This is a genomic window from Herbaspirillum sp. SJZ099, from assembly GCF_007828355.1.
In the GTDB taxonomy this organism is placed as follows: Bacteria; Pseudomonadota; Gammaproteobacteria; order Burkholderiales; family Burkholderiaceae_D; genus Herbaspirillum.
Map to the genome: position 1 here is coordinate 475,868 of NZ_VIUO01000003.1, position 26,167 is coordinate 502,034.

Consider the following 26,167-nt stretch of genomic DNA (forward strand, 5'->3'; position numbering starts at 1 on the left):
TCATGCAATGGGCGATGGGGGGGGGACTCCTGCAGCCGCCAGCATACCCCACCGGCGGCCAGAATGCCGTTCAGTCGACACGAAAACCCTCTCCCGTCGCCCTGACGAAAGTCAGGGCCCAGTGGCTTTCGTTGCATACCGATGGCCGTTGAACGACATTGGATCCTGACTTTCGTCAGGACGACAGCAATTATTTTCGTCATGGCTAAACCACATTACCGGCCCCCCCCGGATTTCTTCTCAGCCGCCGTACCCTGGAATCTTCGACAGGTCGACCTCGTCGATCTGGCTGGCATGCATGAACTTGTCGGCGTACTGCTGGTAGACCTTGTTGCGGATGAAGATGTCGAACAGGTCCGGGTCGATGTGGTTGCGCGCGCGAAAGCCGGCCAGGATCTCGACCGCCTCGCTGAGCGTGTTGCCGCGCTTGTAGGGACGGTCGGCGGCGGTGACGGCCTCGAAGATGTCGGCCACCGCCATGATGCGCGCCGGTATCGACATCTGCTCGCGCGTGAGGCCCTTGGGATAGCCCTTGCCGTCCATGCGCTCGTGGTGGCCGCCGGCGTATTCGGTGACGTTGCGCAATTGCTTGGGCCAGGGCAGCGACTCCAGCATCTTGATCGTGATCACGATGTGGTTGTTGATGATCTGGCGCTCGGCGTCGTTCAGGGTGCCGGCGCGGATGCGCAGGTTGCCGGCTTCCTCCTCGTCCAGAAATTTGCGCATCCGGCCATCCGGGCCGCGCCATTGGCGTTCGGCGATGTCGAGCACGCGCTGCTGGTCTTCCGGCTTCATGCCTTCGGTGCCGATGTTGCTCTTGTGGAGGAATGCGCGCTCGTCGTCCATCAGGGCGATCTCGGCTTGCAGGCGCGCATCCAGCTCGGCGCTTTTTTCCGGCGTGAGCGCCGCGCCCAGCGCCAGTTTCTCCTGCAGCACGCCGATCTCGGCGTCGCGCTTCAAGACCTCGAAACGGGTGTCGATCAGGTGGATGCGGTCGAAGATGGTTTCCATCTTGGTCGACTTTTCCACGATGTGCGTGGGCGAGCTGATCTTGCCGCAGTCGTGCAGCAGGCCGGCCACCCACAGCTCGCGGCGGTCGGCCTCGGTCATGCGGAAATCGGCCAGCGGGCCTTCGGTGGCGGCATGCGCCGCCTCGGCGATCATCATCGCCAGTTCCGGCACATGCTCGCAGTGGCGGCCGGTGTGCGGCGACTTTTCGCCGATGCCGATGTTGATCAGCTTGATGAAACTCTCGAACAGGTTTTCCAGGCGGTGGATCAGTTGCTGGTTGGTCATCGCAATGGAGGCCTGCGAGGCCAGCGCTTCGATGAAGTGCTGGTCGGTCTCGGAGAACGCGATCGTCTTGCCGGCCGAGCGGTCGGTGGCGTTGATCAGTTGCAGCACGCCCAGCAGCTCGCCGCTGTGATCTTGCATGGGCACGGTCAGGATCGACTGCGAGCGGTAGCCGTACTTCTCGTCGAACATGCGCATGCCGTTGAAATTGAAGCCGGTGCTCTCCTGCGCCTGGTACACGTCGGGGATGTTGACCGACTTGCGCGTGTTGGCCGCATAGGCGGCCACCGCCGACAGGTTGGGCGCGCCGTCGGGCAGCCTGAGCGCGATGTTGGGAATCGAGATCGCCGTCCCGCTGCTGCCGCCCTGGTGCATCTTCAGGCTGCCGTTGACCGAGATGTAGAACTGCAGGCTGTTGTCGCTTTCGTCGATGCGGTACAGGGTGCCGCCGTCGGCTTGCGTGATGTCCATGGCGGTCAGCAGGATGCGTTCGAGCAGCAACGGCAGGTCGCGGTTGTTGCTGAGCGCCATGCTCAGTTCGGTCAGTTGGTCCAGCCGGTAGGAAATGTCTCGGTGCTTGTCCATGGCGGTTGCCGATGCTGCGGTGGATGGGTGGCCAGGGCCTGCCGTTACGGTTTTCCGCGTGTGCCGGCCAGAGTGCAAAATCCGGTGTTTTCCCCGGACACTCTACTCGCATTCCGGGGATTTTAAAGCCCGCCCGCGCCGCAGATTGCGGCAAGCCCGGGCCTAAATCGCCTGCAATTCCTTAGCTTACCTTACTGAAACATTTCCGGGTAGATCATACCGGCTACGAATGGAAGAGTCCGCCCTGTTTGCCCGGTTTCTTTTCGTTGATTTAGGGGCGCGGATCACTTAACATCGACCACTGTTGCATAGTTTGCCACATTGTTCGCAAACCCAGTCCGGACGGGGGTTTCCGGGTTGCAACCAACGATCGGCAGCCGCACTGGGGCGGCCTTCCAGCCTATAACTATATCGGACGGCAAGTCACAATGCGCGTAGAAATTCTCGGTTGCAGCGGCGGCATCGGCGGAAACGGCATGCGCACCACTTCCCTGCTGGTGGATCACGATATCCTGATCGACGCCGGCACCGGCGTGGGCGACCTGCCGCTGGAACGCCTGGCCGCGATCGACCATGTCTTCATCACGCATGCCCACCTGGACCATATCGCCTGCCTGCCGCTGATGGTCGACAGCGTGGGCGAACTGCGCGAGCGCCCGGTCACCATGTACGCCACGCGCGAGACGCTGGACATCATCCGCCGGCACATCTTCAATTGGCAGATCTGGCCCGACTTCAGCCAGATCCCGACGCCGGACAATCCCTTCCTGCGCTTTGCCGCCATCGAGGTCGGCCAGGCCGTGATCTTGGGCATGCGCAGCATCACCCCGCTGCCGGCCACGCATACCGTGCCGGCGGTGGGTTATCACTTGCACAACCAGGCCAGCGGCGCCTCGCTCGCCTTCAGCGGCGACACCTGCATCTGCGACCCGCTGTGGGAAGCCCTCAATGCCGTCGGCGACCTGCGCTACCTGATCATCGAGGCCGCTTTCGCCGACCGCGAGCGCGAGCTGGCCCTATTGTCCAAACACCTGTGCCCCAGCCTGCTGCTGGCCGAACTGGCAAAGCTGCGCGCGCGGCCGGAGGTGCTGGTGACCCATGCCAAGCCCAGCCAGCAGGAGCAGATCGCCCGCGAAATCGCCGCCGGCAACAGCCCGCACCAGCCACGCATGCTGGCGCCGGGCGTCATCCTGGCGTTCTAGACTCAACGCACCACGCAATCGACCGCTTTACCCGCGCCAGTCTGCTGACCGACCGGCGGAGTGCTGTTGAAACTCGGAGGGGGCAAGAACTTCAAGCCGGGGTTCTGCGGCAGAATGACCGGCGGGGTCGTGAGGTTAGGCGTATAGCCGAACTGGCCCGCACTAAAATTCTGCGCGCCTCCCCGATTTGACACGTTAATCAGGCCATCTAATACCTGCACATACAAGCCCGGCGGCAATCCCGGCGCTGCTGCTGGTATTGCCGCGGCTGCAGCTTTTGCTGCGGTTTGTGCTGCGGTTTGTGCTGCGGCTTGTGCCGCGCCTGCTGATGCTGTTTCTGCTGTCATTGCCCCTGTTGCTGCTGGTGCTGGCATCTGGATTGGCGCCGCTTGCGGCAAAGGCAACGGCGCCGGCAACGACCCTGCTCCCGACACCGGCGATGCCGCACCGCAGTTATTCGAGCAGAACTGGGCGATGAAAGTCGTGCCGCGAATACCGATCGTCGCCGTCGGCGTGTCGAAGCTGACCGCATCATGGTTGCGCTTGCCGACCAGGCCGGTCACGGCGCGCAAGCCGCCCTTGACCAGGTTGATCGCCACCGAATCGTTTTCCGGTTTCTTTTCGTCGTAGACATACTTGGCCACCACCACCTCGCTGCCGGGGCGCAGCACGATCTCGGCATTGTCCAGGAATTGCACCCTGGTATACGTCTCGCGTTCGGTAATGAGCGTATCGCCCTGGAGAATGGCCGACTTCACCGCCAGCACGGTGCGCGTGCCGTCGGCATGCCTGGCCGTGAGCAGACCCGACAGGTGCGTCACCTTCCCCACCGCCTGCGCCTGCACCGCACCGGCGGCGGCCAGCAATGCCAATGCCATCCACCACCCGGCCAGCCGCCGCGCCATGACTGCCCAACGAGAATAATTCAACGGTTTCATACTGAGTCCTGAAAACCGGGGCCGCAAGCCGGCGCCCGGGAAAACCATACGATCCGGCGCATCAATTGCAATACAGCTTGGCTACCTTGGGCGCTGCCCTCTCTTCTGCAATGGCGCCCTTTGCGTCTTCCTTGCCCGTACCGCTACGGTCGCCGCTCGTCATGCTGACCTGCCCGGCCGAACCGGAAGTCTGCGCCATGGTCTGCGTCACGAGCGCAATCAGGGTGTTGATGCTATCCACCAGCGCCGTCGACGGTCCAGCCGGCGTCACCACAGGAATCGGGTCGACCGGAGGCGGAAGCGGTACCGGTATGCGCACCCCATTGGCATCCGTGATGCTCACCCCCGGTGCGTAGCTCAACGCCGGGGCCGACAACGTCGCCAGGCCCGGCGCCGAGGTCGTCACATTGGCGTTGAGGGCGATGCTGTTGCCGGCGGCGAGCGTAACGTTGCCGCCCTGCGAAGACAGGGGGCCATTGATGATCAGGTTGTCGGCGCCGCTGTTGGCCGAACTGCCCGCCGTCAGCACGATGTCGCCGCTGGCGTCCACGCCGCCCGCACCGATGGTCAACGGGCTGTGCGTCGACATGTTCACCGAAGCGCCGGCGCCGCGGGTCTTGACCAGGCCGGCGCCATTAATGCCCAGCATGGCCAGCTTGGTGGCGGCACTGGTGGGCGTGCCGTCGACCGCCGCGGGCAAGCTGCCCAGGAAGTCGGCATTCGAACCGATCGCCGCCGTGCGCATGGCGCCATAGTTCTCGATGTTGACGCTGCCGTTGGCGGCATTGACGCCATTGACGGTCACCACGCTGGCGTCATCGGTATTGAGATGGTTGAGCAGCCTGATGTTGCCCTGGCCGCTGCTGCTGGCGGCAAAAGCGGCAATCTGGTTGTTGCTGGTGGCGCCATCCAGGCTGATATTGCCGGTGGCCGAGGCGATCAGTTGCCTGGTCACGTGCAGCGAGGTGGCAATGCTCATACAACTGCTGCCGTACTGGGAAATATCGCCGTTCCGCGCTTCCAGCACCAGGTTGTTGGCCGTGATATTGCCCACCGTCAGCGTGCCGGAAGCCGAACTCAGCGCGGCATCGGCAAGGCTCATGTTGCCGCCGCTCTGGTAGAAATCGTCCGACACCATCAGGCGCGATCCGGAATTGCCGGTGACGTTGCCGCCACGCACCTCCATGCCGTAGAAGCGCGTATCGCCGCCGAGCACCAGGTTGCCGCTATTGACGTAGACATTGGCATCGGTAGCGGCATTGTTGAGCGTGAGCGTGGTCGCATCGGCATTCATCGGCGAAGTCACGGAAATGCTGCCGCTGCCCGAGGTCGAGGTGGCTACGGTCAGGCTGCCGCCATACATATCCAGGCTGCCGCCGTTGAGCACCAGCTTGTCGATGGTGTCGGCGCCCATGCCGTGGTGCGCGGTCATGCAGCTATCGATGACGACGGTATCGATCTGGGTCGGAATGTAGCCGGCTCCGCCCCAGGTCGCGAGGCTGCCCCAGTCGGAATCGCTACCGTTGGCGGCCAGCGTGGCCGAGCCGGCCATGGCCAGCGTCAGGCCATTTTCCGTGGTGGCCTTGATCATCTGCTTGTTGCCGCCAATGGTCAGCACGTCGCCGGTCACGTTGCGGAAATAAGAACCGGGAGCGAACTGCGCGCCGGCGCTGATATTGAACATCTGATAGACGGTGCCCACCGATGCCGTGTAGCCGTTGAGCAAGCGCGTCTGGAACGTGCCGCCCAGGCTTACCGTGCCGCAGCTCAGGAAGTTGATCCGGTCGTAACCCGCATTGGAGACATCCATCAACAGCTTGCTGCCGCTGCCCAGCGTCAGGTTGCCATCGATGTTCAGGGTGCCGACATTGCCATCGCCGCCCGGCGCCAATGTGCCGTTGTTGAAGAAACCCTGCGCGGTCTTGATCGTGCCGCTGCCGGTGACGGCGCCGTCGCTGGCCAGGCTCGTCACGTTGACCGTCGCCGTGCCGCCAAGGCTGAGCAGGCCGCTGCTGCCCATGGTGACATTGCCCGCATTGAGCGTGTCGCCCGTGCCCATCACGATGCTGCCGTTGCCGAGCAACAGGTTGCCGTTGCCCTGCTTGCCGCCGCCATCGGAGACGGTCATCGTGCCGCCGTTGAGGATCACGCGCGCGCCGTTGCCGATGGAGATGTCGCGGCTGACGCCCTCGACATTGCTGTAATCGTTATGCCGGGTGTTCAATGCCAGGTCCAGCCCATTCGAGGTGCTGGTGATGTTGGCATTGATGTTGATATTGTTGTCGGCGTTGAGCGTCAGGTTTGCCGCGGCTCCCGCGCTCTTGACGATATCCGCGCTGATCGTGATATTGCCGTCGCCCGAATTGCCTCCGTTGCCGGTGGTCAGCGTGACATTGACGCCCAGGTTGAGCTGGGCGTTGATGGTGCTGTTGAGAATCTCGGTGCCGCCATCGCTCGACCCCACCGCATACACCGTGCCGCACATCCCGCCCTGGATCGGGGCGCTGCTGGAAGACACCACCGTCAGGTCGTACGGATCGATCAGCCAGGTGCCGCCCGAACCCACGGTCGGCACCTTGACCACGTCCAGCTGCTTGAGGCCGGAAGTCTCGACGAAACCGCCGCGGCCCGGCGCGCCGATGGCCGATACGTCGCCGTCGATGAAGGCCTTGTTATCCGAATACAGCGTCACGTTGCCGCCGGCCGTGCCGTCGGCGCTGATGCGTGAGCTGGCCGTGGTGGCCAGGTTTTGCGAGGCGCGCAGGAAAACGCGGCCGCCTTCGCGCACCACACTGGAGGCGCTGATGGTGCCGCTGTTGCTGATCAGGCCGGCGGCAATGCCGATGCGGCCGGCTTCGGCGGTGATGGCGCCCAGGTTGGTGACATTGCCGGTGTTGCCGGTGACGTTCACCGTCACCCCCGGCGTGGCGGTGTCGGCCAGGGTCACGGTTTCGCCAGCGGCCAGGATCACCTCGCCCTGCGGGCTCTGGATGATGCCGCCGTTGGTCACGCTGCTGCCGATCAGGTAGACGCTGCCGCCGGTGGCGGACTTGATGGTGCCCTGGTTCTCCACCGAGCCGACCGCGCCCTGCCTGGAAAAGGTCAGCTTGCCGGCCAGGAAATCGCTGTCGTTGATGTTGAGCGTGGAGGCGATGAAGCGGCCGACATCGACCGTGCCGCCGGGGCCGATCAAAATGCCGTTCGGGTTGTACAGCGCCACCAGGCCCGGCGCGGTGAGCTTGCCGTAGATCTGCGAAATATCGCCGCCGGTCACCTTGGCCAGGAAGGCTGCCGCCGCACCGGGCTGGCTGATGTTGACGACGGCGTCCGAGCCGATCGAAAAGGACTGGAAAGTGGCGATCGCCTGCGGCGTGAGCTGGTTGATGTTGAGCGTGGCGCCGTTCTGCGTGAACACCACGTTGCCGTTGACCACGCTCCAGCCGGCGGGCAGCGTGCCCGGCGCCGGCGCGGCGGCCAACGCGCCGGTCTGCCAGGCGCCGCACACTGCGGCTGCGGACACCGACACCCGCAGCACCGGCGCCAGCACCTGGCGCCAGGAGCGCAGCAGGAGGCGGCCCAACAGCGACGGCAGGGGCTTGCGTGCGCGCCAGCTCAGGGTCAGGCGGCGTTTGCCCAGGCGCACCGTCAGCGACGGCGGCAACAATTCGATGGCAGGCGGCGCGCCGCAGGCGCCCTGGCTTTCGGAGGTGGGTACGGTATTTTTCATGTCAGAACCCCAGGGTCGCGCTCAGGTGCGCATTCAGGTCGCCGCGTTTTTCTGTTGGCGAGGTGCCGGCGATGGACACGCGCGCGACATCCAGGCGCAGGTTGAAATCGCGCCCCACGTTGTAGCGCGCGCCGAAACCGAGGCTGGCCACCGTCATGCTGGATGCCAGCGCGCTGCCGGCGGTCTTGTTGTTGTAGCCGCGCCCGATGTCGTAGAACGCCAGCAGCCGCAGGTTGCCCTTGAGCTCGCTCTTGGCCAGCAGTTCCGGCGTATAGGCTTCGGCATTGACGATCATGCCGCTGTCGGCCGCGACCGCGCGTTCGGAAAAGCCGCGCACGGCGGTCGAACCGGCCAGGCCGAACTGTTCGGCCGGCGCCAGCGGATCGGGCGCGTACTGGGCCGTACCGGCCAGGCGCATCTGCCAGTCGCTGGCGAACGCCTTGAGCAGCGACACGCCGCCGCGCGCAATGACGAAGTTGTCGGTCGTGTCGCGGTTGCCGGCGATGAAGGAATAGCGGTCGGTGCGGCCGCTGGTGCTGGTGTAGCTGGGGCCGACCGCCCAGTTGCGCGCGATGCCGATGTTGTAGTCGAGGATCTGGCCCACGCCCTGGCGCTGTGCGCTATAGGTGGCCGACAGCGGCAGCGTGGAATACGGCTGGCAGGTGGAAAGCTCGATGCCGGCGAAGCTGCAGGTCGAGCCCAGTTTCTTGTAGTCGGCGCCCAACACCAGCTTGCTGGTCCATTCGCCGCTGCGGGCGAAGAAATGGTTCCAGCGCAGCGCGTAGACATCGCCCTTGCCGGTGAAGCCGAACAGCGAGCCCAGCGTGGGCGAGGTGCCGCTGGTCACGTTGGATTTACCGTAGATGAAATCCACGCTGTCGCCGATGCCGTACAGCGGCAGGCGGTAACCCAGCGAATACAGGTCGACCTTGGAGCCCGACGGGCTGTCGGGCGAGGTGGTGTAGGCCAGCGTGCCGACCTGGTCGCGGTTGAACAGGTTGGAATGCTGCAGGGCGACGCCGGTGCGCCATTGGCCGGTTTCCGGGGAGCCGGTATTGTCCAGCGTGAGAATCACCCGGAACGGGTCATTGTCGGTCACCGTCACCTTGGCGTCGATCTTGCCTTCGGCTTCGGAGTTGGAGAGCTCGACGCTGGCCTGCTTGGCCGGGTTGTCGTTGGCCAGTTGCAGCGATTCCGAAATCTTGCGCATGTTGGGCGCCATGCCCGGCTGCAATGCCGGAATGCTGGCGCGGATGTTGGCTTCGCTGAAGTGCTTGTTGTCGACCACGGTGACCTTGCCGATCGCGGCCTCCGTCACCTGGAGGCGCACCACGCCGGAGGTCAGCTCCTGTTCCGGCACATGGACCAGGACGGTGCTGTAGCCGTCCTGGCGGTAGGCGTTTTCCAGCGCCTCCAAAGCCTGCTGTATGTCGCCGTAGACGCGGCCGGCGCCGGTGAACGGCCCGACAGCCTGTTCGATCTGCTGCGCCGTGAGCAGGGTGTTGCCATCGATCTGGAAACGCTTGATCTCGAAGCGCTCGTCGGCTGGCTCGGCAGCGGCCACGGCCGCCTGCGGCGCAGCTTGCGCCATCGCCCCCAGCGCTGTGGTCGCCAGCGCCATCCCCATCAAACAATGCTGAAAGCCGCGTTTCATCATATGTGCGAGCGGTTGCCTGTATGGCCCGCCTCCCCTTTTTTTTCTTGAATGCATGTACGCAAGTACGCAACGCTGGCGCGGCGGATCGTGCCGTCTCGGCTGTCTCCCTGGATCCCCGCCGCCGGAATATCCTCGCTCCGATGCGCAAAAACGCGCGCGCCATCCGCTGCGTTGCGGCGCATGGCAAATTGAAAGCGGTGGAATCCCCTCGAAGCAGAATCGTCAGTAACGGCCCAACCCTTGCGCGGCATGAGCCTTTCTTGACGTATGTAAAGTATAGGGATTCGGTTCTTCAGCGTCGACAAGATTCGATCAAAAAACACACCCGCTCTGCCGCGACGGCATTTTCACGCGTCGGATTTTTGTCTGCCTGGAAACTATTCTGATGATTTCGCGCAAAGATGCATCAAGTCATTGCCGGCTTGAACGCTTGTCACGCCTTTATCGTCGTTTTATTTCGTGTCGAACGTGGTGACGCCATCCCAATCGGCGGGAGGCGGCTCGCTGCGATAACGGGCGATGCGCCCGAGATACAACGCATACAGGCCATGCGCCGATTTTTCCTGCAGCGCGAGAATCGCACGCTCGGCCTCATCCCAGCGCTGCGCGCGCAAGGCCCCCAGCGCCGCATGCCATTGCCCGACCTCGGCGCGCAGGCCGGCATCGAGTTCGCCGTCCGGCGCCAGCGGCTCGAAGATCGGCACCGGTTCGTTCTTGCCCTTGACGCGCACGCGGTCCAGCTCGCGGTAGGCGAATCCCGGCGCGGCATCGCGCGTGGCTTGCCCGACCAGCACGCCTACGCCGTAGACCTTGGTGATCGACTCCAGCCGCGAAGACAGGTTGACCGTGTCGCCCATGACCGTGTACGCCTTGCGGATCCTGGAACCCATGTCGCCCACGCGCATCGAGCCGGTATTGACGCCGATGCCGATCTTCAGCGGCGGCCAGTTGCGCTTGGCGAACTCCCGGTTCAGCGCGATGACGGTCTGCTGCATCTTCAGCGCGGTGGCGACCGCGCGCACGGCGTGGTCGGGCAGCGCCAGCGGCGCGCCCCAGAAGGCCATGACGGCGTCGCCGATGTACTTGTCCAGGGTGCCGCGGTTGCCGCGGATGTCTTCCGACATGGCGGTCAGGTAGAGATTGATGTATTCGCGCAGCTCGTTGGGTTGCAGGCTTTCGGAGATGGTGGTGAAGCCGCGCACGTCGGAGAACATCACGGTCAGCTCGCGGATCTCGCCTTCCATGTTGTAGCTCTCGGGATTGGCCGCCATCTCGGCCACCAGTTCGGGCGCCACGTATTCGCCGAACAGGTTGACGATGGCTTTGCGGTTGCGGTATTCGAACAGGTAGCCCCAGCCCAGGTTGCAGACGAACAGCGCGGCGATCAGCAGCAAGGCGGTGGCCAGCGGCAGCACCAGGCCGCCGGCGTTGTACAGCCAGAAATTGAAAGCGCCGATGCCGGCGCCGGCGGCCGCCGTCAGCAGGATCGACATGAGCGGCCCCAGCATCGGCAACAGGATGCCCAGCGCCAGTCCAATCACCAGGATCTGCACCAGGTCGTAGCCGACCGCGAATTCCGGGCGCTGCTTGAACTCGCCGTCGATAATGGAGGCGATCAGGTTGGCGTGCACTTCCACGCCGGGATAGACCGGGCTGACCGGCGTGGCCCGCAAGTCGTTGAGGCCCGGCACGGTAGTGCCGACCAGCATGATGCGGCCGTCCAGCTGGTCGTGCGGCACGCGTCCGCGGAGCACGTCCACCGCCGGCACATAGCGGAAGGCGCCGCCGGCCGGTCCGCCATGGCCGCGGTAGGTGACCAGCGTGGTCAGGTGGCGTTCGACCGGGATGAACAGCGGCTCGGGCTTGACATCGACCGCGATGGAATCGAGCGCGCCATAGTCGCGCAACTGTTCGTCCGACAGCACCGCGTCGTTCTGCAGGAACACCGGCTTGATGCGCTTGCCGTTCAGGGCCACGCGCGCGGTGGCCAGTGCCAGCGATTCGTAGAAATTGTCCCCGACCTGGGCCACCAGCGGCACCGCGCGGATCAGGCCGTCCTCGTCGGGCAGCGGGTTGAAGAAGCCGCCCGAGCGCGCCGCCTGCTGCAACTGCGGCAGGTTGGCGCCGTAGGCGCGCCAGTGCGTCACGTCCAGCCGGCGCCCGCCGAGATCGGCCACAGTGAAGGCCGGCGCCGGCAGTTGCCCCTTGGCGATGGCGCCGGCTTCGTTGGACAGGTTGTAGCCCATCACCACCGGCTGCCCCTTGAGGGCTTCGGCCAGGCGCGCGTCGTAGTCCATCTGCGGCTTGAGGCTTTGCAACTGGCGGGTGAATTGCGGCACATCCTTCAATTCGCCCTGGGCCAATTCTTCCAGGCGGGCATAGCCGGAACTGGTGTCCGGTTCGGCGAACACCACGTCGAAACCGACCGACTGCGCCTGGTAGGTCTGCGTCATCTGCCGGACCAGCTCGGCCACCACGTCGCGGCTCCAGGGCCAGCGGCCGATGTCGGCGATGCTTTTTTCATCGATGTCGACGATGACGATGCGCGGGTCCAGCTCGGCCTTGGCCACGCGCATGCGCAAGTCGTAGAAGAACAGGTCCAGCCGCCCCACCCACTCGCCCGGCAGCATGCCGACCACCTGTGCAGCCGCCACACCGGTCAGCACCAATGCCAGCAACCAGCGCGCCCAATATTTGGCGCAGGCCTGACGCAAACGACGCAACATGATTTCCCCTGGATTTTTTCTTGGTGCGATCATGCCAGCAGTTGCTCGCGGCCACAATCGCGGCGCCGGCATGGCGCCACAAAACCATCGAAAAGTTGCCGCCATGCATTGGCGCCATGCGATGTGCGGTGCGGGATGAAGCCGGAGCCAAAATGGGGTCTAATGCATTTTCGTCGCCGGATCGGGTGAAGGCATCGCCGGCGGCGCATTCCTATCAAGAGGAGGACGCATGAAGCAAATCCCGCTGGTCAAGCTGCGCAATGGCGACCAGGTGCCGGCCCTGGGCCAGGGCACATGGAACATGGGAGAGTCGGCCGCGCATGCGGCGGCCGAGGTGAAGGCGCTGCAAGCCGGACTGGAGCTGGGCATGACGCTGATCGACACCGCCGAGATGTACGCCGACGGCGGCGCCGAAAAGATCGTCGGCCGCGCCATCGCCGGCCGCCGCGACCAGGTCTACCTGGTCAGCAAGGTGCTGCCGCAAAACGCCTCCAGGCGCGGCACCATCGCCGCCTGCGAAGCCAGCCTGAAACGCCTGGGCACCGACCGCATCGACTTGTACCTGCTGCACTGGCGCGGCTCGCACCCGTTGTCGGCCACGGTGGAGGCGATGCAGGCGCTGGCGGCGCAGGGCAAGATCGGCGGCTGGGGCGTGAGCAACCTCGATACCGACGACATCGATGAATTGCTGGAAGAAGAAAACGGCAACCAGTGCCTGACCAACCAGGTGCTGTACAACCTGTCGCGACGCGGCATCGAATATGACCTGCTGCCGCAATCGCTGGAACGCGGCGTGCCCGTCATGGCCTACTCGCCGATCGAACAGGGGCGCATCCTGAAGAATGCCGCGCTGGCCACCGTCGCCCAGCGGCATGGCGTGACGCCGGCGCAGGTCGCATTGGTGTGGGTGCTGCGCCGCCCCGGCGTGATCGCCATCCCCAAGGCGGCCAGCCAGGAGCACGTGCGGCAAAACCGCGCCAGCCTCGACATTGCCCTGGCCGACGCCGACCTCAGGGAACTCGACGCCGCCTTCCCACCGCCGCGCCGCAAGCTGCCTTTGGCGATGCTCTAGGGCCTGTCAACAAGCCCCCCCTGGACACTCAGGCCGCGGCCGCCGCATCGACGAGGTCCAGCTGGCGCAGCAGGTCGCGCACGGCGGCCGGAATCGGCGCAATCACCGGCACCGTGAAGCGCCGGGCCAATGCGATCGCCGCCTGGCCCAGCGGTCCGCCGCCGATCACCACCGCCTGCGCGCCATCCAGTTCCACACATTCCCGCACCGCCTGCGCCAGCGCTTGTTCCAGCGCCTGCGGGTCGGCCGCCAGTGCGCGCGGATCGCCCGCGGTCAGGCGGATGCCGGTGTACAGGCCGCCCAACCCCAGTTGCTGCGCCTTGGCGGCGATGGCGTCGGCCAGTTCCGGCGTCACCGTCGCCACGCCGAAGCGCCGGCCGCCCTGCGCCGCCTCCAGCATCGACGCTTCGCAAATGCCGGCCACCGGCGTCTTGCCGGCGGCGCGCACACGCTCGATGCCGGGGTCGCCGAAGGCGCTGACGATCACGCCGGCGCTTTGGCGGCCGAACTCCTGCCAGTTGCGCTCCACCTCGGGCGCTGCCGCCTCCAGCTCGGCGCTGTTGACGATCATGCCCGGCCCGCTGCGCGCGCTCACTCCGCTGACCGAAAAGCCCGGCGGCAGTTCGGCGGCGGCGATGGCCACCATCATCTCGGTGGTGGCAGCAGAAGAGTTCGGATTGATCAGCAGGATATGGCGCATGCTCGGCTCGGGTTAAGTAGATTCAATGCGGCGGCATCAACCGCGGCCAACGAGCGCGGCGGCTTCGGCCGGGGCCTGCACCGGCCCATCCGCCAGCGGCGCGTCGGGCGACTTGCCGTAGGTTTCCGGCACGGTACGCACCGCGATGGTGAAGATGCCGTACATCGCCGCGATCATGCCGAACACGCCGGCCAAGCCGAAGGCGTCGAACAGGCGCCCCGCCGCCAGCGGCATGAAGGCGCCGGCGGCCGTGCCGGTCGCCAGGATGAAGGCGGTGCCGAAGGCGCGCACGCGGGTCGGATACAGCTCTGGAGCGAAGATCCAGATGGTAGTGTTCAACAGCAGCACGAAGAACTGGAACACCGCGCCGGCCACCAGGATCATGGCGATGTTCTTGGCCACGAAACCGATCGCCAGCGCCGCCGCACAGGCGCAGACCGCGCCCACGGTCAGCACGCGCTTGCGCGGCATATGGAAGCCGAAGGCCGAGGCGGCGATCGCGCCCAGCAGGCTGCCGCTTTGCATCACCATCGTAAACAGCAGGCTCTTGGACATGCTGTAGCCCAGGCTGACCAGGATGGTCGGCATCAGCGTGAGCACCGAGATCTGCGCGCCATAGGTCATCCAGATGGCGATGCACAGCGGCACGGTGCGGCGCGCCAGCGGGCCCTGGAAGATCTCCATCGAGCGCACCTTCACGCGCGCGGCCTGCTCGCGGCGGCCATCGTCGGCGATCCACGCCGTCGCTTCAGGCGCGGGGCCGGACAGCTTGCCGCTGGCCAGGCGCGACAACACCCGGTTGGTTTCGGCGATCTTGTGCCGCGACAGCAAGAAGCGCGGCGTTTCCGGGATATAGCGGCGGTAGAACGCGCCCAGCAGGGCCGGCACCATCAGGCAGAAGAACAGCCAGCGCCAGCTGTTCTCGCCTGGGAACAGGGTAAACACCAGCAGGCCGAAGGCCGGCGCCAGGAAGTTGCCCAGGCCGCCGGCGCCCACGTTGACCAGCCCCACCGCGGTGCCGCGGAACTTGCTGGAACAGAACTCGGCCAGCATGGTGACGGCGATGGCGATCTCGCCGCCCAGGCCGAAGCCGACGATGGCGCGGCCGATGGCCATGACCGTCAGGTCCGGCGCCAGCGCGCAGATGCCGGCGCCCAGCGTAAACAGCAACAGGTCCAGGCTCAGCATCACGCGGCGGCCGTAGCGGTCGGCCACCAGGCCTGAGACGATGCGGCCGATGGCGGCGCTGGCGAAGGTGACGGTATTCAGCAAACCGATGTCGGCGGTGGTGAGCCCCCATTGCTGCTTGAGCATGGGGCCGACCAGACCGATGGCGTTCTGCTCGAAACTGTCGAACAGGCAACCGATCAGGATCAGGAAAATGATGGTGTGGTGCGAACGGGTGACGCCGATCTTGTCCAGCGCGCCGTCCAGCTCGGCGATGCGCGGAGTATCCGGCGATGAAAGTGTAGGTCCGGCCATGGTCAGCTCCTCGTGCGTGGGATGGCAAACGAAAGTCATGCTTCGATTCTTGCTACTGCGTCATGGCTGTGGAACCCGGCGACCGATATGGCCGCCGCTGCGTAACTTACTTTAGTCCACCGCGTCGACAAATGGAATAACAATTTCAGAATTAATTTTTTACTGAAATTTAAATTTCATTCCTGAGAGGCATAAAGCAATCGCCGTGCCAGCATCGGGGCTGGTATGCCATTGTCGCAATGGCGCTGATGCGGATGGCGCAAAACCCACGCCGGAGGCGCAATCGCGCCGAATCCGCAGGATGGGAGACGGGAGAGTCCTTTGCCCGGGCGCAAGTCTTCCCGACGCTGGCCGCCTTCAATTGGTGAAGCCGGCCGCGCCGCCGCACCGGCAGCGTGCGGCGCCTGGAAGAAAATGGGGATTCAATCTGCCCGGCATGCTGAAATCCCAATTCCAGGCAGGAAACTGGAGGGAGAAACGTTCAGCCGAAGTCGTCCAGCTCGTCATGCCCCTGCTCCACGGCCGCCAGGCGCTTGCGCCCGGCCGCGCCGCTGGCGTCGATGACCATGGTGGCCAGCAGGTCGCACAGGGCCATCACGGCCACGTGGTTATCCAGCGAACCGGGGCCGCGGCACTGGCATTGCAGCGACCAGGTGGCGCCGGCGTAATCGGGCGAGGCCTGGTCGCTGATATAGAGGATGCGGGCGCCGGCGCGGCTGGCGGCATCCAGCACGCGTTCCATCTGGCGCGTCTGGCGGCGCGTGCCGAACACGATCACGCAATCGCGCTCGCTCAGGCCGGCAGTATGTTCGGCCAGCGTCTCGCCGGGGCCGGGGATGGCGGTCACGCGCGGCAGCACCTGGATGATCTGCCAGCGCAGGTAGACCGCGAAGGCATGGCTGCTGCGGCTGCCGAACACCAGCACCTGCGGCGCGCCGGCGATGGCCTTGGCGATCTCGGCCATGGTGGCGTCGGACAGGCGTTCGAAGGTGCCGGCCAGGTTGGCCTGCGATTGCTGGAAATGCGCCGCCACCGACCTGACATGGCGCGCCGCGCCCGAGGATGGCTGGAACAGCGGCGAACCGACTTCCTGCTCCTCGCGCACGTGGCGGCGCGCCTCTTCATAACTGTCGTAGCCGATGTGGCGGATGAAGCGGCTCACCGTCGACGGCGACACGCCGGCCAACTGCGCCAGCTCGTTGCCGGCATAACTGGCCAGCTCGCCGGGAAACTCCAGCAGGAAATCCGCCAGCTGGCGCTCGGTAGCCGACAGTTCATCAAGCTTGCTGCGCACGCGGCGCACGAAGGATTCGGAAGAAGGTCTCATGAAGTGCGGGCGGGCCATCCTGGAGTCACGATCGGCGCATTGTATATGGATAGCCGTGCTGCCGGTTTCATGATTTTATGAAATGCTTAATCGTTGAATGGCATTGGGCTATGTTGGTGTACGAGCTTTGGGTAGTTTGGTCTTGCTGCGTGTTGATGTGTTGAATTGAGGTTTTGTTGGGTAGTCTGCTCTTGCTACGTGCAGATGTACTGGCTCCATGCTTATCTTTCTCCGGTCGCAGCGGAGCGCCGGGGGCGGCCCGGCAGCCGCTCACTTTTCTTGTCTCGCCAAGAAAAGTAAGCAAAAGAAGGCGACGCAACTACCCAGCCCCTTCGGGGTTCCCGACGGAACGGGCAAAAAAATGGGAAAAGCAGAGTCGCTTCGCTCCGACTGCTTTTCTGATCCATTTTTTTGCCCGCTCCGCCGGCTGGTTAGATGCGACGTCTTGTCCGGCTCGCCTTCGGCATCGCGGTACTTGCGAAAAATCGAGGGAATCGGTCATTGTTCAGGAGACGCCAGCGCTTCTCTGTACCAATCCCCGATGCCGCAGGCGAGGCGTCCAGGTTTTCTCCCCTTGTGGGCCAGCCGTTGGAGTGCCATGAAAAATGGATCAGCGAGGCAGTCGGAGCGTAGCGACTCTGCCTCGCCCATTTTTCATGGCACTCCAACGGGTACCCCGAAGGGGCTGGCACTTAGGGGGCGCCTTTCTTTGCTTACTTTCTTTGGCGAAGCAAAGAAAGTGAGCGGCTGCCGGGCCGCACCCGGCGCTCCGTTCCGACCGAAGAAAGATAAGCATAAAGTCAGTACATCTGCATGAAGCAAGACCAGACTACTCAACAACATCAAACCAGTACATCGACCAGCAGCAAAAGCAGACTACGCCCACAAAAAACAATAGCCCCTAGCCAAACTTACGCGCAGCATCAATTGCCAAACCACTCCCGATACTGCCAAACAAATCCCCCTCAACATGTTTGGCATCCGGCACCAGCGCCCCGATGCGCTGGCGCAGCAGGTTCACGCCGGAAGAGCCGCCGGTGAAGAACACGCTGTCGATATCGGATGCGCGCAGGCCGGCCTGGCGCAGCAGGCCCGAGACCGTCTGCTCGACCGATTGCACCAGGTGCTCGACGGCGGTATCGAAATCGGCGCGGTTCAGTTCCAGCGTTTGCGCCGGACGCAGGCGCTGCAGGTCCAGCGTGGCCGACTCTTGCGAAGACAGGGCGATCTTGCCGCCTTCCACCTGCAACGCCAGCCAGTGGCCGCAGCGCTGTTCCACCACGTCGAGCAGGCGCGCGAAGCGCTCGCGGTCAACCGCTTCGCGCGCCACATCCTGCAATTGCTGCCAGGTCTTGCGCGTGTAAAGCTGGTTGATGGTGTGCCAGGTGGCGAGGTTGAAGTAATAGCTGGAGGGCACCTCGGCGTTGCCAGCCAGGCGACCGCCCAGGCCCAGCAACGGCATTACGCAGGACAGGCTGAAATATTTGTCGAAGTCGGTGCCGCCGATGTGCACGCCGCCGTTGGCCAGGATATCGTCGCGCCGCTCCTGGCGCGCCGCGCGCTGCGGCGACAGGCGCACCAGCGAAAAGTCCGAGGTGCCGCCGCCGATGTCGGCGATCAGCACCAGCTCTTCGCCTCCGATGCGCGACTCGTAATCGAAGGCGGCGGCGATCGGTTCGAACTGGAATTCGATATCGGTGAAGCCGACGCTGCGCGCGATTTCTTCCAGCGTATCCTGCGCCAGTTGGTCGGCGGCCAGGTCGTCGTCGACGAAATGCACCGGACGCCCCATCACCACGCGCGAGAAGGATGTGCCGGCGGCGCGTTCGGCGCGCTTCTTCAGTTCGCCGATGAATTGCGCCAGCAGGCCGCGGTAAGGCAAGGCCCGGCCGCCGACCTCGGTCTGGCCGTCGATGGCGCCGGAGCCGAGCAGGCTCTTCAGCGAACGCATCAGGCGGCCTTCATAACCGGACAGGTATTCGTTCAGGCCGCTGCGGCCGTAGCTGAATTCGTTTTCGTCGGCGTTGAAGAACACCACCGATGGCAGCGTCGCCCGGCCGTCTTCCAGCGGCAGCAGCAGGGACTGGCCCGCATCGGGACGCAGCCAGCCGACGGTGGAATTGGAGGTGCCGAAATCCACCCCGCATGCGTTGGCCATCGATTACTCCTTCATTTTGGGCCGGCAATCATATAGAAAAGGGGCATGCTTGTCTGCACGGCATTGCCGCCGTGTTCAAAGCAAGCAACATGCCGCCGGGCCATGTTTCCTTGTCGGCAACACGATACGCGCCCGCCAAATGACAATGCCGGAGCGACGCGCTTGCCGCTCCGGCATCATTGGCGAAAACCCGCTGCCGCTTTCCTGCAGGTCGAAGTTGACCGGCATGTTGACCAGGAAAAAACCGTGGGGAGGCGGCAAAGGCGTCGCGCGCGGCGGCCGGATGCGTCGCCCGTGTGACGATGCGGGAGGTGATGCGGGGATGGCAAGAAAATGCGCGCAGGCGATGGCGCGCGGGAATTCAGTCGTCGGCGTTGCGGGTTGCCTGCACCAGGCATTTGGAGAGCTTGTCGAAATGCAGCCAGGCGGCCTGGCTCAGTTCGACCTGCTTGCGGCGTGGGTCTTCGGTGTCGGCCAGCACGATCCAGCCTTTTTCCCGCATCGACTTGAGGCGGGTATGCAGCATCGCCGGCGAGCCGAATTCGCTCTGCGCCATCAGGTCGCGCACCGACAGGCGCTGCTGCTCCTGGCCGGCACGGGCGATGAACGCCAGGATCCGGTCTTCCAGCGGATCCAGCGATGCCAAGGAAGGCAATCCCCGTAATGCATCGGCCAATTGCAGGAAACGCAGATAGATATCCGCAGGCCTCTTGTCTTTACCCATAGCCACGCTGTTGATGTCGCGTTGTCAGTTTCGCGTTGTTAGTTTCGCTATATCGCTGCTGGCAGCCGATCTGGCCCAGATTGTTCCAGATTCGATAGCGGATCATACGCGCGCCGCCGCCATCGCGCAACATTGCCCGCTTTTCCGCCGCGCCGTGCGGGCGATTTCACCACAGCGCGGGATTGCCTGCTGCAGGGCAGCATGGAAATCGGTAACATACGCGCCGTCATGGATGCCTCGCCCAATCCCCAGTCGACCTTGCGCGCCCACCTTGCCGCCGTGGCAGGCACCGCCATTTGCTATTTCCTGTTCTACAGCCTCAATGAATGGCTGTTCCGCCAGACCGAATTCACCGAAGGCATCGCCTGGATCTACCTGCCGGCCGGCGTGCGGCTGATCTGCACGCTGCTGTTTGCCGAAGCCGGCTGCGCCGGGTTGCTGCTGGGTTCGCTGGCCACCGCCGCCACTTACCGGCTGTTCCCGCATGACCCCATCACGGCGGCCGGCTACTGCCTGATCTCGGCGGCGGCGCCTTATCTCGCCTACCGCTTCACCCTTTCGGGCATGGACTTGCGGCGCTCGCTGGCGAACCTGACCACCACCCGGCTGATGACCTGCATCCTGCTGTATGCGCTGACCAACCCGCTGTTCCAGCTGATCTGGTTCGTCATGCGCGGCGTCTCCCCGCATTTCTGGAGCGGGCTGATCGTGATGTCGATCGGCGACCTGTCCGGCTCCATCATCGTTGCCTATCTGTTCAAATTCCTGCTGTCCTTCATCCGCTTGCCGCGCAGGTAAGTCCGCGCCTTCCTCGCCAACAGATCCTTACACCAACCCGGTTGATGTAATACGCACGACATAATTTCTCGGTACGCTGCGCATCGCTATAAAACTTATATCGTTATGGATCGTATAACAATGCTTCCGAGGAGTTGCAGCATGCGTAGCTGGGATGAACCCAAGAAACGAAAAGCCCGCGTCGAGATCATTCCGATGATCGACGTGATGATGTTCCTGCTGGTGTTTTTCGTGCTCATCAGCATGAATGTGATCCCCGCGCTCGGCCTGAAGACCCAGCTCCCCGGCTCCAGCACCGCGCAAGACCTCAAGCCCCAGGCCAAGGCCATCATCACCATCACCAGGGATGCGCTGCAGGTCGACGGCCAGGATACGCCTGTCGACGGCCTGGTGGCACGCCTCAAGCAGATCCCCAAGGAAGGCGAGAAGCTGAACCTGATCATCAACAGCGACCGCGGCGTGGAAGTGCAAAAGCTGGTCGACGTGATGGACCAGCTCAAGCACGGCGGCTTCGATTCGATCTCGATCGCCACCCGCAAGCAGTGACCATGCGCACGCCTTTCCTTTTCCGCTTCCGCGAATCGCTGGCAAGCCTGCCGTCGCTGCTGGTGCTGCTGGCGCTGGTGCTGGCCGGCGTGCAGCAAAGCACGCGCCTCAAGCGCCACGAAGACCCGACGCCGATGCAGATCGCGCTGTTCGAAGAAGCCCTGCCGGCGCCCAAGATTGAAACTCCGCCGCCGCCCGAACCGCCGAAAAAGGTCGAACCGCCCAAGCCGCAGGCCAAACCCGTGCCGGCATCCAAACCCACGCCTGCCCCGCCAACCCAGGAGCGCCCGCTGACCCAGGCGCCCGCGCCATTGGCGGCGCTCCCCCCAGCGGTTGCCAGCACCGCGCCGGCATCGGCGCCCGCACCTGCCGCGACCCCGCAACCGGCGGCCCCACAGCCGGCGCCTGCGCCGCAACCCAATACCGCCAACGCCGAATCGCAATACGTGGCCAAACTGCGCGCCCATCTCAACAGCATCAAGCGCTATCCGACCGGGCGCGAAGCCAGCCAGCTCAGGCCGCAAGGCAAGGTGCGCGTCTGGTTCGTGTTGAAGCGCGACGGCTCGGTGGTCGATCTGGGCATCGATGAATCGTCCAATTCCATGCTGCTCGACGACGCCGCGCGCAAGACCATCAACCGCGCCGCCTTCGCCGCCTTCCCGGAAGGCAGCTGGAGCGGAGAGAACACGCATCGCTTCACCGCCGACCTGGAATTCATTCCTGTTTCCGGATAGTTCCAACGCCGCCGGGCCCGGCGGCGGTATTCCTACAAATGCATCACCATCACTCTCAGGGGAAATAATATGCACTGCAAACTTACCCGGCTATCGCTGCTGATCTCCGGGCTCTTCATGGCGGCCGGCACGGCCGCCTACGCCCAAACCGCCGGCACCACCGACGTCGGCACCGTGACCGTGCAAGGTAATGGCGGCACCGCCCAGGCCACCGGCCTGATCCAGCAGGAAGAGTCGCCCAAGGCGCGCAGCTCGGTCAATCGCGACTACATGGAAAAGCAAAGCCCGACCGGCAACCCGTACCAGATGATCAGCCTGCTGCCGGGCGTGAACACCTACGACCAGGACGGCAGCGGCCTGTTCGGCGGCAACATCCGCGTGCGCGGCTTCAACAGCGACCAGTTGGGTTTCACCATCAACGGCGCCCCGGTCAACGACTCCGGCAGCTTCGCGGTCTACCCGCAGGAATACACCGACGCCGAAAACCTGTGCGACATCTTCGTCACCCAGGGCTCGACCGATACCGAAGCGCCGCACGTAGGCGCCTCCGGCGGCAACATCGGCATGACCATATGCGCGCCGGAAGACCAGCAGCGCGTGCGCGTCTCCACCTCGGTCGGCTCCAACAGCCTGTGGAAGCGTTATGTGCGTTTCGACTCGGGCAAGCTGTTCAATGACCGCTTCAAGTTCTTCCTGTCGTATTCGAAGACCACGGCCGACAAGTTCAAGGGCGCCGGCGGCGCCGACAAGCAGCACATCGACTTCAACAGCAAGCTCGATCTCGGCCAGGGCAGCTTCATCGATGCCGGCTTCATGTACAACAACGCGATCAACAACAACTACCGTTCGCTGACCAAGGCCCAGATCGCCCAGTTCGGCCCCAACTACGACTTCGGCACCAAGGTGCCGGTGCACCAGCCGGGCGTGAACGGCACGGCCCAGAACGACAGCACCTACGCGCCCAACGCCGGCATCAACACCGGCAACAAGGACCTGTACTACGCGTACAACCTGAACCCGTTCAAGAACTGGCTGGCAACCGTCAACGGCCACTTCCAGTTGAGCCCGACGGCCAGCGTCGATGTCAGCCCCTATTTCTGGTACGGCTTCGGCACCGGCGGCAACCAGTTGCAGACCATCACCGAAGGCAATGCCGGCAACCTGCTGGGCGGCGGCGTGCGCGACGTCAACGGCGACGGCGACACCAGGGACACCGTGTTCGCCTACGAAGGCAGCCGCACCCGCACCTATCGCCCCGGCGTGACGCTCAAGTACAACCAGCAGATCGACAACCACAAGCTGATGTTCGGCTACTGGTACGAGCGCGCGCGCCACCAGCAAACCGGCCAGTACACCACCATCGACAACAACGGCAACATCGCCGACATGTGGCAGAACAATCCCGACCTGTGGCTGCGCAACCAGGACGGCAGCGTCGTGCAATATCGCGACACGCTCACCATCAGCACCGGCAAGTCGGCGTTCTTCCAGGACAGCATCAGCCTGATGAACGACAAGCTCAACGTCCAGCTCGGCGCGCGCTATTCCAGCATCGACCGCGATTTCACCAACAACCCGAGCCAGAGCGCCGGCGGCTTCTACACGGTGAAGAAGTCCTACTCCGACCTGCTGCCCAGCGTGGGCGTGCGCTTCCAGCTCGACCAGGCGCAGTCGGTGTTCTTCAACGCCGCCAAGAACTTCAAGGCGCCTGGCAACTTCTCCTACTTCGGCCTGATCTCGGGCGGCAGCTTCGTCAACGGCGCCTATACCGGCGGCACCGTGCGCAACGTCCCGGTGGACAAGGAGACCTCCTGGAACTACGACCTCGGCTACCGCTACAACACCGACAAGTGGACCTTCTCCAGCTCGGTGTTCTACATCGACTACCGCAACCGCATCGCCACCGCCTACAACCCGGAGACCGCGACCAAGACCGACTACAACGTCGGCGACTCGACCTCCAAGGGCCTGGAACTGGAATCCGGTTATGCGCTGACCAGGAACCTGTCGCTGTACGGTTCGCTGTCCTACATCAAGAGCAAGATGAAGGACAACATGAAGGTTGACGCCAGCAACTCGCTGCCCACCAGCGGCAAGGAGTATCCGGATACGCCGAACTGGCTGTCCGGCCTCGCGCTGCAATACCAGCAGGACGGCTGGTATGTGTTCGGCCAGGCCAAGTACACCGGCAACCGCTACACCACGCTGGTCAACGATGACGCCATCGGCGGCTACACCGTGTTCAATGCCGGCGCCGGCGCCACCTTTGCGTCGACCTCCTGGCTCAAGAAACCGACCCTGCGCTTCAATCTCTACAACCTGTTCGACAAGCAATACCTGAACCTGAGCTCGGGCAGCGGCAGCCAGTTCACCACCAACGCCAACGCGGTGGGCAGCATCGCCGGCACCGCGCCATCGTTCTATATCGGCGCCCCGCGCACCTTCACCGTCACGCTGACCGCGGATTTCTGATCGCGGCCAACCCCAGGGGCGGCGGCGCGCAAGGGCCGCCGCCCTGAATACCTGCAAAAGAGGCAATCATGAACATGCAATTACTCCACGAACTGGCTTTCTACCTGATGTATGCCTGCGCTGCGCTGGCGATCTTCGTCATCGTCGAACGCGGACTGTTTTTCGGCTACACCATGCGCTGCGCCACCGGCCTGGAAAAGGCGATGACCCACGCCGTGCAGCATGTGCAGGAATTGCCTGCCGCGCTGACCGCCCGCCCCAGCCTGCCGCTGGCGCTGGTCACCGACATCCTGTCGGAAAAACACAACCTCCACAGCGAGAAGGACCTGGAAGATTTCAGCGAATCGGTCTACATCGCCAAGCGCGGCGAAGTGCAGCAGCGCCTGTGGATCCTCGACACCATCGTCACCGCCGCGCCGCTGCTGGGCCTGCTGGGCACCATCCTCGGCATCATCGACACCTTCAAGGCGCTGGCCGTCTCGGGCGTGTCCGATCCCGGCCAGGTGTCGCAGGGCATCGGCACCGCACTGTATGCCACGGCGCTGGGCATCGGCATCGCGGTGGTCGGCATGTTCTTCTTCAACCTGTTCCAGGAACGCATCGAACGCATCAACGACCACCTCAAAGTGTTGATGCTGCGCGCCTGCGTCGGCCGTACCGCCGAACAGCAAGCCAGCGTCCAGCAAGCGCACGGAAAACTGCATATCGCCTGACCGCCCGACCACGCCAGCAACCGGGAGACCCCATGCATCACCCCTTACGCCTGTTATCCAGGCTGGCCACGGCAATTGGCCTGGCCTTGTCGCTGCAAGGCCAGGCCCACGCCGAATTCGCCATTCCCGGTTTCGAGCTGGTGCATACCATGCCGCGCGAAACCACATTGAGCACCCCCGACCTGCGCGATGCCGCGCTGGTGTGGAAAGAGATGTTCGACAGCGCAAAACGCGAGATCGACTTCGGCCAGTTCTACGTGGCCGGCCAGGACGGCGAGGCGCTAGGCGACATCATCGCCCACCTCGACGCGGCCGGACGGCGCGGCGTGAAGATCCGCTTCCTGATGGAAAAGAAGGGCGAGTTCGCCTCGGTGGCGGCGACCATCGAGCAGCTCAAGCGCATTCCCAACCTGGAATTCCGCCAACTGGATTATTCCAGGATGACCGGCAACGGCATCATCCACGCCAAGTACTTCGTGGTCGATGGCGCCAGCGCCTATGTCGGCAGCCAGAACTTCGACTGGCGCTCGTTCTCGCACATCCATGAGACCGGCCTGAAGATCACCGATGCCGCCATCGCCGCGCAGGTGCAGCAGATCTTCGAGATCGACTGGCAAGCGCAAGCCGCGATCGCGGCCGGCCAGGCGCCGGCAATACAAAACCATGCCACCGTGCTGGCCGACGAAAGCCGCGGCAACTACCTGGTGGCCAGCCCCAACGCCTTCAATCCTCCCGGCGTGGGCGACTCGGAAAGCGAACTGGTGCGGCTGGTGGCCGGCGCCAGACAAGAAGTGCGCGTGCAGTTGCTGGACTACGCCCCGCTGTCCTACGGCCCCAACCGCACCCGCCCTTACTACGCGGTGATCGACAATGCCATCCGCGCCGCAGCCGCGCGCGGCGTCAAGATCAAGCTGATGGTGTCGAACTGGAATACCGAACAGCCGGCGATCCGCTACCTGCAAAGCCTGGCCGTGCTGCCCAACGTGGAAATCCGCATCGTCACGCTGCCGCGCGCCTCCACCGGCTTCATCCCGTTCGCCCGGGTGATCCACACCAAGGCCATGAGCATCGACGGGCGCGTCGCCTGGATCGGCACCAGCAACTGGGCCGGCGGCTACCTCGACAAGTCGCGCAACCTGGAAGTGGTGCTGCACGACGAAAAGATGGCGCACCGCATCGCCGAGCTGCACGAGCAGACCTGGAGCTCGCCCTATGCCGAGGCGATCGATGTGCTGCGGCAGTATCCGAAACCGGTCAAAGGCAAGGAATAGCCGACGGCATCCAGGCAAGAAAAACGACAAGGCGACATCGGC

The 26,167-nt window shown here is 64.2% G+C and carries 18 protein-coding genes; 8 read left to right on the top strand and 10 right to left on the bottom strand.

The genetic code is table 11. The annotated features are described in order from the left end of the window. Positions 1 to 240: 240 nt before the first annotated feature. Positions 241 to 1,878, bottom strand: coding sequence for an HD family phosphohydrolase (locus tag FB597_RS10040; RefSeq protein WP_144769451.1), 1,638 nt, complete (start codon positions 1,876 to 1,878; stop codon positions 241 to 243). Between the two features lie 428 nt (positions 1,879 to 2,306). On the opposite strand from FB597_RS10040, the gene FB597_RS10045 reads away from it, so the two are divergent. Continuing rightward, positions 2,307 to 3,080, top strand: a complete 774-nt coding sequence (locus tag FB597_RS10045) for an MBL fold metallo-hydrolase (protein ID WP_144769452.1) — start codon at positions 2,307 to 2,309, stop codon at positions 3,078 to 3,080. 2 nt (positions 3,081 to 3,082) lie between these two features. On the opposite strand, the gene FB597_RS20495 is transcribed toward FB597_RS10045, so the two are convergent. The 4 genes from FB597_RS20495 to FB597_RS10065 form a co-directional block, all read right to left on the bottom strand. After that, positions 3,083 to 4,018 carry a FecR domain-containing protein gene (locus tag FB597_RS20495; RefSeq protein WP_255517133.1) on the bottom strand — a complete coding sequence of 312 codons (936 nt, stop codon included), beginning with the start codon at positions 4,016 to 4,018 and terminating at the stop codon, positions 3,083 to 3,085. Between the two features lie 61 nt (positions 4,019 to 4,079). Next, positions 4,080 to 7,745 carry a filamentous hemagglutinin N-terminal domain-containing protein gene (locus FB597_RS10055; RefSeq protein WP_144769453.1) on the bottom strand — a complete coding sequence of 1,222 codons (3,666 nt, stop codon included), beginning with the start codon at positions 7,743 to 7,745 and terminating at the stop codon, positions 4,080 to 4,082. 1 nt (position 7,746) lies between these two features. Continuing rightward, a complete protein-coding gene (locus FB597_RS10060; RefSeq protein ID WP_144769454.1) occupies positions 7,747 to 9,372 on the bottom strand; it encodes a ShlB/FhaC/HecB family hemolysin secretion/activation protein in 1,626 nt (541 codons plus the stop codon). Positions 9,373 to 9,854: 482 nt separating this feature from the next. Then, entirely contained in the window at positions 9,855 to 12,128 is a 2,274-nt protein-coding gene (locus tag FB597_RS10065; protein ID WP_144769455.1) for a CHASE2 domain-containing protein, read from the bottom strand. 229 nt (positions 12,129 to 12,357) lie between these two features. On the opposite strand from FB597_RS10065, the gene FB597_RS10070 reads away from it, so the two are divergent. Further along, positions 12,358 to 13,200, top strand: coding sequence for an aldo/keto reductase (locus FB597_RS10070; RefSeq protein ID WP_144769456.1), 843 nt, complete (start codon positions 12,358 to 12,360; stop codon positions 13,198 to 13,200). A 28-nt stretch (positions 13,201 to 13,228) separates the two neighbouring features. Here the strand turns inward: FB597_RS10070 and FB597_RS10075 are convergent, their stop codons facing one another. The 5 genes from FB597_RS10075 to FB597_RS10100 form a co-directional block, all read right to left on the bottom strand. Next, positions 13,229 to 13,900: an aspartate/glutamate racemase family protein gene (locus FB597_RS10075; protein ID WP_144769457.1), complete on the bottom strand. Its 672-nt coding sequence runs from the start codon at positions 13,898 to 13,900 to the stop codon at positions 13,229 to 13,231. Positions 13,901 to 13,936: 36 nt separating this feature from the next. After that, positions 13,937 to 15,382 carry an MFS transporter gene (locus tag FB597_RS10080; RefSeq protein WP_144769485.1) on the bottom strand — a complete coding sequence of 482 codons (1,446 nt, stop codon included), beginning with the start codon at positions 15,380 to 15,382 and terminating at the stop codon, positions 13,937 to 13,939. A gap of 481 nt (positions 15,383 to 15,863) precedes the next feature. Beyond that, positions 15,864 to 16,709, bottom strand: a complete 846-nt coding sequence (locus FB597_RS10085; RefSeq protein ID WP_141918317.1) for a MurR/RpiR family transcriptional regulator — start codon at positions 16,707 to 16,709, stop codon at positions 15,864 to 15,866. A 901-nt stretch (positions 16,710 to 17,610) separates the two neighbouring features. Then, positions 17,611 to 18,867: an Hsp70 family protein gene (locus tag FB597_RS10095; RefSeq protein WP_144769459.1), complete on the bottom strand. Its 1,257-nt coding sequence runs from the start codon at positions 18,865 to 18,867 to the stop codon at positions 17,611 to 17,613. A 361-nt stretch (positions 18,868 to 19,228) separates the two neighbouring features. Continuing rightward, complete coding sequence (locus FB597_RS10100; protein WP_141918308.1) at positions 19,229 to 19,591, bottom strand: winged helix-turn-helix domain-containing protein; 363 nt, start codon at positions 19,589 to 19,591, stop codon at positions 19,229 to 19,231. A 201-nt stretch (positions 19,592 to 19,792) separates the two neighbouring features. Here FB597_RS10100 and FB597_RS10105 point away from each other — a divergent pair, with 201 nt between their 5' ends. The 6 genes from FB597_RS10105 (at position 19,793) to FB597_RS10130 (ending at position 26,125) form a co-directional block, all read left to right on the top strand. After that, a complete protein-coding gene (locus FB597_RS10105) occupies positions 19,793 to 20,389 on the top strand; it encodes a hypothetical protein (RefSeq protein ID WP_255517134.1) in 597 nt (198 codons plus the stop codon). Positions 20,390 to 20,530: 141 nt separating this feature from the next. Next, a complete protein-coding gene (locus FB597_RS10110) occupies positions 20,531 to 20,935 on the top strand; it encodes a biopolymer transporter ExbD (protein ID WP_141918306.1) in 405 nt (134 codons plus the stop codon). 2 nt (positions 20,936 to 20,937) lie between these two features. Further along, positions 20,938 to 21,669, top strand: coding sequence for a TonB family protein (locus FB597_RS10115; protein WP_144769460.1), 732 nt, complete (start codon positions 20,938 to 20,940; stop codon positions 21,667 to 21,669). A 69-nt stretch (positions 21,670 to 21,738) separates the two neighbouring features. Further along, entirely contained in the window at positions 21,739 to 24,141 is a 2,403-nt protein-coding gene (locus tag FB597_RS10120; RefSeq protein WP_144769461.1) for a TonB-dependent receptor, read from the top strand. A gap of 68 nt (positions 24,142 to 24,209) precedes the next feature. Continuing rightward, positions 24,210 to 24,854, top strand: coding sequence for a MotA/TolQ/ExbB proton channel family protein (locus tag FB597_RS10125; RefSeq protein WP_141918298.1), 645 nt, complete (start codon positions 24,210 to 24,212; stop codon positions 24,852 to 24,854). A gap of 32 nt (positions 24,855 to 24,886) precedes the next feature. Beyond that, positions 24,887 to 26,125, top strand: coding sequence for a phospholipase D-like domain-containing protein (locus tag FB597_RS10130; RefSeq protein WP_144769462.1), 1,239 nt, complete (start codon positions 24,887 to 24,889; stop codon positions 26,123 to 26,125). Positions 26,126 to 26,167: the final 42 nt, after the last annotated feature.

Bases quoted from the DNA above. Each gene is read 5' to 3' on its own strand.
- FB597_RS10095 (WP_144769459.1), bottom strand. From the start codon at position 18,867: ATGGCCAACGCATGCGGGGTGGATTTCGGCACCTCCAATTCCACCGTC.
- FB597_RS10100 (WP_141918308.1), bottom strand. From the start codon at position 19,591: ATGGGTAAAGACAAGAGGCCTGCGGATATCTATCTGCGTTTCCTGCAA.
- FB597_RS10065 (WP_144769455.1), bottom strand. From the start codon at position 12,128: ATGTTGCGTCGTTTGCGTCAGGCCTGCGCCAAATATTGGGCGCGCTGG.
- FB597_RS10125 (WP_141918298.1), top strand. From the start codon at position 24,210: ATGAACATGCAATTACTCCACGAACTGGCTTTCTACCTGATGTATGCC.
- FB597_RS10105 (WP_255517134.1), top strand. From the start codon at position 19,793: ATGGAAATCGGTAACATACGCGCCGTCATGGATGCCTCGCCCAATCCC.
- FB597_RS10045 (WP_144769452.1), top strand. From the start codon at position 2,307: ATGCGCGTAGAAATTCTCGGTTGCAGCGGCGGCATCGGCGGAAACGGC.
- FB597_RS20495 (WP_255517133.1), bottom strand. From the start codon at position 4,018: ATGAAACCGTTGAATTATTCTCGTTGGGCAGTCATGGCGCGGCGGCTG.
- FB597_RS10080 (WP_144769485.1), bottom strand. From the start codon at position 15,382: ATGGCCGGACCTACACTTTCATCGCCGGATACTCCGCGCATCGCCGAG.
- FB597_RS10085 (WP_141918317.1), bottom strand. From the start codon at position 16,709: ATGAGACCTTCTTCCGAATCCTTCGTGCGCCGCGTGCGCAGCAAGCTT.
- FB597_RS10040 (WP_144769451.1), bottom strand. From the start codon at position 1,878: ATGGACAAGCACCGAGACATTTCCTACCGGCTGGACCAACTGACCGAA.
- FB597_RS10130 (WP_144769462.1), top strand. From the start codon at position 24,887: ATGCATCACCCCTTACGCCTGTTATCCAGGCTGGCCACGGCAATTGGC.
- FB597_RS10075 (WP_144769457.1), bottom strand. From the start codon at position 13,900: ATGCGCCATATCCTGCTGATCAATCCGAACTCTTCTGCTGCCACCACC.
- FB597_RS10120 (WP_144769461.1), top strand. From the start codon at position 21,739: ATGCACTGCAAACTTACCCGGCTATCGCTGCTGATCTCCGGGCTCTTC.
- FB597_RS10110 (WP_141918306.1), top strand. From the start codon at position 20,531: ATGCGTAGCTGGGATGAACCCAAGAAACGAAAAGCCCGCGTCGAGATC.
- FB597_RS10115 (WP_144769460.1), top strand. From the start codon at position 20,938: ATGCGCACGCCTTTCCTTTTCCGCTTCCGCGAATCGCTGGCAAGCCTG.
- FB597_RS10055 (WP_144769453.1), bottom strand. From the start codon at position 7,745: ATGAAAAATACCGTACCCACCTCCGAAAGCCAGGGCGCCTGCGGCGCG.
- FB597_RS10070 (WP_144769456.1), top strand. From the start codon at position 12,358: ATGAAGCAAATCCCGCTGGTCAAGCTGCGCAATGGCGACCAGGTGCCG.
- FB597_RS10060 (WP_144769454.1), bottom strand. From the start codon at position 9,372: ATGGGGATGGCGCTGGCGACCACAGCGCTGGGGGCGATGGCGCAAGCT.